The sequence below is a fragment of the Sandarakinorhabdus sp. genome (genome assembly GCF_031422795.1).
In the GTDB taxonomy this organism is placed as follows: Bacteria; Pseudomonadota; Alphaproteobacteria; order Sphingomonadales; family Sphingomonadaceae; genus Sandarakinorhabdus.
Window position 1 is genome coordinate 1 of the sequence record NZ_JANPML010000279.1, and the last position, 3,579, is coordinate 3,579.

At 67.0% G+C, this 3,579-nt stretch carries 2 protein-coding genes and 1 pseudogene; all 3 read right to left on the bottom strand.

Annotation, left to right across the window (positions count from 1 at the left end):
- A pseudogene (locus RMO81_RS09980) lies at positions 1-296 on the bottom strand (CTP synthetase); the annotation flags it as partial.
- An 81-nt stretch (positions 297-377) separates the two neighbouring features.
- Positions 378-2,576, bottom strand: a complete 2,199-nt coding sequence (locus RMO81_RS09985; protein ID WP_310475702.1) for a S8 family peptidase — start codon at positions 2,574-2,576, stop codon at positions 378-380.
- A gap of 78 nt (positions 2,577-2,654) precedes the next feature.
- On the bottom strand, positions 2,655-3,579 hold a 925-nt coding region (locus tag RMO81_RS09990), incomplete at its 5' end, for an MFS transporter (protein WP_310475703.1).

Below are 3,579 nucleotides of genomic sequence, written 5' to 3' on the forward strand. Positions count from 1 at the left end.
ATGATGTCGGAATAAACCCGGCCCGAGGTGATATTGTCGGTCTTGCGCGATGGCACGCCGGTGAAACGTTCGTAGTGGCCAAGATCGAGATCAGTTTCCGCCCCGTCGTCCGTCACATAGACTTCGCCGTGCTGATACGGGCTCATCGTGCCGGGATCGACGTTCAGATAGGGATCGAACTTGCGAATGCGAACCTTGTAGCCGCGCGCCTGCAAAAGGGCAGCCAGAGAGGCACCCATGAGTCCTTTGCCGAGCGAGGAGACCACGCCGCCGGTGATGAAAATATACCGCGTCATGGGAGAAAAGCCTTAAGCCCATAACCCCCTGTAGCGCCAGCCCCTGCGTTCGCCTGACGGCAATTTGACTGTGGATGGAAGTTACCAGCGCAGGAAAAACCGCACTGCCGCGCCATCGTCATCGGGGCTGGCCGCGATGTGGCCGGGGTGTTCGCGGTGGAACAGGCTGAATTGCAGCTGCCCGGCAACAAGCGGCACGGCATACAGCGCCTCGGCGGCGGTTTCGCGCACGGTGGGGCCAGCCCTGACAGGATCAGCCCGCCCGAGCAGCCACAACGAGCCCGACAAGGCCAGCGGGCGCGTGACGGCCAGCGTGAGCGAATCGCCTGACGACGCCGCACCATCCAGCGTGAGCGCCAGGCTGGCGGCATCGCCGGTGAAGGCGCCGGCGCTCGCAATCAGGCCGCTGCGCGCCAGATCAAACCGGCTGCTGGCCCGACGCCATTCCCCCGACAGCCGCGCCCGCGGGCCAAGCGCCAGCCGGCCAGCAAAGCCAAGGCTGGTGGTGGTGCCGCCCGCCAGGCCAAAGCCGGTGGACAGGCGCGTGCCCATCAGGCTGCCGCGTTCGGCATCCAGCCGCAGCAACGCCGCCAGTTCCAGGCCCGGCGTAACGGCGCGGGACAGGCGAACAATGGCGGTCGATTGCAGGGCGGTGGCCTCCCGATCGCGCGCCGGCAACATCGACTGGCCGAAGCCGGCCGTCAGGGTAAATCCGCCCACCGGCTGCGCGAACGCCGCCCCGCCCAGCGCCCGGCTGCCCAGCGGCAGTGCCGGATCGGCGGTGACGAGATCAGGGCCGCGACCCGATGGCTCGGCCAGCGCCACCAGTCCCGCCACGGCTTCGCCATGGCCAGCAACCAGCACGGAGCCGCCGGCCAGCGCGAGGCGGACATGGCCGATCGGGCTGGATTGCGGCTGCTGGCCGGGCGCAAGCGCGGCCAGCGTGGCGCGATCACCAGACCAGAGGCTGCGATTTTCACCCACCAAGGAAAATTCTGTGGCGCTGTTGCCTGCGGCAATGCTGGCGGTTTGTGTTGGTGTGGCCAGCAATCGGCCGGCAAGGCGGCCCGGCGGTGCTGCCACCAGCCCCTGCCCCAGATCGACCGTGAACGCCCGGCCATAACCATCCTTGATGGCCACAGCGGCCAGCGCACTGGTGAGCGGCCCGCCATCGCCGAGCGCGGCGCCCAGCGTGCCGCCCGTGGTTATCGCCACTTGCTGGCCGCCGATGCTGCTGCTGCCCAGCGGCTGGAACGCGCGGGCGATGTTGAGCAGGCCGCGGCCGTAAATCTCGTCGGTGCCGGCAGCGCCCAGATCATCGGCGGAGCGCAGCAGGATGTCGACGATCTGCGCGCCGGTGAGCGCCGGGAACGCCTGCGCCAACAGGGCCACCGCGCCCGAAACCACCGGCGCCGCCACCGAAGTGCCGCTGTAGAGAAACGCCGCGCCATCCTGATTGAAGCTGCGCAGCTCCACGCCCGGTGCGACCAGAAAATTCGGTGCCAGCACCCCGGCACGGTTGGAGAAGCTGGTGATTTCGTTGCTGCTGGTCACCGCGCCGACAACGATGGTGGTGGCCTGGGACACGGCGACAAGCTGGTTGGCGAAACTTTGCGGCGTGGACAGGCTTTCGTTGCCGGCCGACAGCACCAGAATGCCGCCGGCTGCGGCCAGTCGCGCTGCCGCCGTGCGTTCCGCGCTCGCGGTGCCAGTGCCGCCCAATGAGACATTGACAACACGGGCGCGGGCGTCGGCCGCTGCCGTGAGGCCCGCGGCAATGGCCGTGCCGGTATAGGAACAGCCCTGATCGTCACAGCTGCCCGGCGTATCGGCGCGCAGGGCCAGCAGGATTGCCTGCGGGGCAACGCCGTGGATGCCGCTGCCATTGCGCGCCGCCAGCAGGATGCCGGTGACCGATGTGCCATGGCCGCGTTCATCGGCCAGCGCCCGGGTGGAGGCAACATCACGGCTGGCCGGCGAAATGCGGCCGGCAAATTCGCCCAGCGCCGGGTTCACGCCGGAATCGATGACAGCGACAGTGATGCCGCTGCCGCTGAAACCGCGATCATAGGCGGCCAGCGCCTGCACCTGCACCGCGCCGTTGGAGCGGCGATATTCCACCGTGTCAAAGGGGCTGGGGGTGGGCGTCGGCGTGGGAGTGGGAGTGGGGGTCGGTGCCGGGGGCGGCGCAGGCACTGTGCCCACCCCGCCGCCGCTGCCGCCACAGCCGGCGAGCAGCAGCGCCAGCGCCAGGAACGGCAAAACATGCGGACGCTTCATGCCGGTCAGAATGCGCAGATCTGGCCCTGAACACAACTGCGGCGCGCCAGGATCAGGGCCTGGCTGAACGCGTTGTTTTCAATCCGTTTCGATGCGGCTGTTGGCCTTGGTATCGGGCAAGGCCAAGGCGGCCACCAATGCCACCCCCGACATGAAAGTGACATACCAGAAAAAGCCGGATTCCATGCCGACGCCCTTGAATGCCAGCGCCACATATTCGGCCGAACCGCCGAAGATCGCGACTCCCAGCGCATAAGGCATGCCCACCCCCAACGCACGAATGTGCGCCGGGAACATTTCAGCTTTCACCACGCCAGAAATGGCGGTGTAGCACGACAGGATGGCGAGGCAGCCGATCAACAGGAAAAGGCTTTCCAGACCGGGTTTGGCCGTGCCCAACGTGGTCAGCGCCGGCACTGTGGCCAGCGTCGACATGAGGCCGAAGCTCACCACAAAAGTGCGGCGCCCCAGTATGTCAGACGCGGCACCAAACAGCGGCTGCATGGCGGCATAGGCCAGCAGCGCCACCGCCGAGACCGACGTTGCCTCCTGCTTGGTCCAGCCGGCCGACAGCACCAGATATTTCTGCATGTATGTGGTGAAGGTGTAGAACCACAGGCTGCCGCCCGCCGTGAGTGCCAGCACAATCAGCAGTTCGCGCGGGTGGGCGAGCAGGCGCTTGAGCGGGGTGCCCGGCGGGACGACGGCTGTTTGAAAAGCCTCGGTTTCCATCAATCCGGTACGCAGCCAGAACACCAGCACTGCACACGCAGCCCCCACCACGAACGGGATGCGCCAGCCCCAGTCTTTCAGGGCCGCTTCGTCCATCTGCGATTGCAGCAGCACCAGCAGTGCCAGCGCCAGCAATTGCCCGCCTACCAGAGTAACATATTGGAAACTTGCGAAAAAACCGCGCCATTTGACGTGGGCCGCTTCGCTCATGAAGGTCGCCGAGGCGCCATATTCGCCGCCCACCGAAAGGCCCTGCACCAGGCGCGCCAGC